The organism is Acinetobacter sp. UBA5934, from assembly GCF_002430855.1.
Classification (GTDB): domain Bacteria; phylum Pseudomonadota; class Gammaproteobacteria; order Pseudomonadales; family Moraxellaceae; genus Acinetobacter.
Genome location: NZ_DJDC01000154.1, coordinates 1 through 2,806 on the forward strand (window position 1 = coordinate 1; position 2,806 = coordinate 2,806).

The 2,806-nt window shown below is 43.8% G+C and carries 2 protein-coding genes and 1 pseudogene; 2 read left to right on the forward strand and 1 reads right to left on the reverse strand.

Translation table 11 applies throughout. The features are described 5' to 3' along the window. Nucleotides 1-314: pseudogene (locus B2Y23_RS10675) on the reverse strand (muconate cycloisomerase); the annotation flags it as partial. Nucleotides 315-429: 115 nt separating this feature from the next. On the opposite strand from B2Y23_RS10675, the gene B2Y23_RS10680 reads away from it, so the two are divergent. Together B2Y23_RS10680 and B2Y23_RS10685 are read left to right on the forward strand one after the other, a co-directional pair. Further along, nucleotides 430-1,344 carry a LysR family transcriptional regulator gene (locus B2Y23_RS10680; protein ID WP_291370744.1) on the forward strand — a complete coding sequence of 305 codons (915 nt, stop codon included), beginning with the start codon at nucleotides 430-432 and terminating at the stop codon, nucleotides 1,342-1,344. 306 nt (nucleotides 1,345-1,650) lie between these two features. After that, nucleotides 1,651-2,806 (forward strand): MFS transporter (locus B2Y23_RS10685; RefSeq protein WP_291370746.1); only part of this gene is annotated, 1,156 nt, incomplete at its 3' end.

The window sequence follows — 2,806 nt, forward strand, 5'->3', positions numbered from 1 at the left end:
TGAATGGCACATTTGGCAAAACGGTTGCCATTGATGTTGCGTTTAATCACCGCAAAGGTCTGGGCAATATTTAAACTGGCAAGATTTTTTAATAACGGTGCAAAATAGGTTTTAATATTGGTTTTAATACTTTCAGGACTTTCTTCCCCATAGCCCAAGCCGCCAATAGTGGTGGCTTCACCCCAACCGATGTAACCATCTTCAGTGGTGATTTTGACCAGTACTAGAGTTTGAGTTTGCATGGTTGCCACCGCCATCTTGTGTGGACGGATGGTTGGAATTTCCACCAGCAATGTTTCTATGGATTTGTACATCTTTAAAATTCTCGATCTTGCTTTATGCCTGTCTTGTGATATACCTTAAAAGAATGATTATTAGTTGTCTAAGATCAAATTTGCATTTTGTTATGCCTTAAAGGTATGGAGTATCATGGAACTAAGACATTTACGCTACTTTGTAGCAGTCGTAGAAGAGCAGAGTTTCACCAAAGCGGCAGAAAAACTGTTTATTGCTCAACCACCTTTAAGCCGCCAGATACAGAACCTTGAGGCTGAACTGGGTATACAACTTTTTGAGCGTGGCAGCCGGCCATTATTGACCACCGAAGCCGGCCAGTTCTTTTATCAACATGCGGTTAAACTTTTGTCTAATGCCGAAGAGATTAAAGCTATGACCCAGCGGGTCGGTATGGCAGAAAAAACCATTACCATGGGTTTTGTCGGTTCTTTGCTGTATGGCTTATTACCGAAAATTGTCTATTTATTTCGTCAGCAACAGCCGCATTTAAAAATTGAACTGATTGAAATGAGCACCAAAGACCAAATTCAGGCGCTGAAGGAAGGGCGGATTGATGTCGGTTTCGGCCGTTTAAGAATTTCCGATCCGGCGGTCCGGCGCATTCTGTTGCGTGAAGAGCCACTAATGGTCGCCATGCATTCCAGCCATCCACTGGTGCAACATCAAAGAGGAATATTCCTGACGGATATTGTGGATGAAAACCTGTTTTTATATCCCAGCCATCCCAAACCGAATTTCTCTACCCAGGTCAGATCGCTGTTTTCAGAATATAGCCTGGATCCGAAAAGCTTGAAGGAAGTACGTGAAATCCAGCTGGCTTTGGGTCTGGTGGCTGCCGGTGAGGGTATTTGTATTGTTCCGGAAAGTGCTAAAACCATTCAGTTACCGCATCTGCACTATATTCCTTTGCTGGATGATGCGGCGGTCAGTCCCATCTTTCTGGCCATTCGCAGTATGGATGAAAGTGAACACATCCGTTCGCTGTTTGACTGTATTTATCAGGTCTATGACCTGGAAGCCATTGCGTATGACCGAAGCTTAATCTGAAGCTTGACCGGCATTCATCGCAAATTTCTGGCCGGATAAACTTAAAATTTTCAGAACCCTCCCATTATGCAGACTCATTCTAACGAAATGGATGGTCTGCATATTTTTTACAAAAAAAGAATGACTTAAAACTGAGATTCGCTTGAATTTTACCTTTTGTGGATATCTTTAAAGTATCGCAATAATGACAAAAAAAGAGCATTCAACTTTTAAGGTATGAATATATATGCAATCGGTTTTGGACATTTTTCCGCATCTTCTGCATTGTGATGTCACAAACAGGACTTCACAATAAGGAGGTGAAGCATGTCCAATAAAATAAATATCAATACACTAATTGATGAAGCAAAATTTACCCGATTTCATTGGGGCGTACTGATCTGGTGCCTGATCATCATCATCTTTGACGGTTATGACCTGGTGATTTATGGAGTGGCACTTCCGCTGTTGATGCAAGAATGGGCGCTCAATACTGTACAGGCGGGTTTACTGGCCAGTACCGCATTATTTGGCATGATGTTCGGTGCCATGAGTTTCGGGACCCTGTCCGATAAAATTGGCCGTAAAAAAACCATTATGATCTGTGTCGGACTATTCAGTGGCTTTACCTTTTTAGGTGCTTTTGCCAGTAACCCGACTGAGTTCGGTATTCTGCGTTTCCTGGCCGGGTTAGGCATTGGCGGCGTAATGCCCAACGTGGTTGCCTTAATGACTGAATATGCGCCAAAACGTATTCGCAGTACGTTGGTGGCGGTGATGTTTAGTGGCTATGCCATTGGCGGAATGACTTCTGCATTATTGGGTGCATGGCTGGTGCCGCAGTTTGGCTGGAAAATCATGTTTTTACTTGCGGGTACTCCTTTACTGTTCCTGCCGATACTCTGGAAATATTTACCAGAATCATTGATGTATCTGACTAATAAGCAGCAGACTGCTCAAGCGCAAAGCATTATTCAGAAAATCTCACCAACACAGGTAATTGGATCTGACACCCAGTTTGTCCTGAATGAAGTGCAAAAAGGCGATGAAGCACCTTTAAAAGCATTATTCCAGCAAGGCCGTACATTGAGTACCTTTATGTTCTGGCTGGCATTCTTTATGTGCCTGTTGATGGTTTACGCGCTAGGCAGCTGGTTACCAAAACTCATGATCCAGGCGGGTTATTCACTCGGCGCCAGTATGATTTTCTTATTTGCCTTGAATATTGGCGGCATGATTGGCGCGATTGGCGGTGGTGCCTTGGCAGACCGTTTCCATATTAAAAAAGTCCTGACCATTATGTTCTTATGTGGTGCGGCAGCGTTAATCTTACTCGGATTTAACAGTCCACAATTCGTGTTATATGCGCTGATTGCTGTGGCGGGTGCAGCGACCATTGGTTCCCAAATTTTACTGTATACCTTTGTGGCCCAGTATTATCCAACCACGGTGCGTTCAACCGGTATGGGATGGGCGTCAGGAA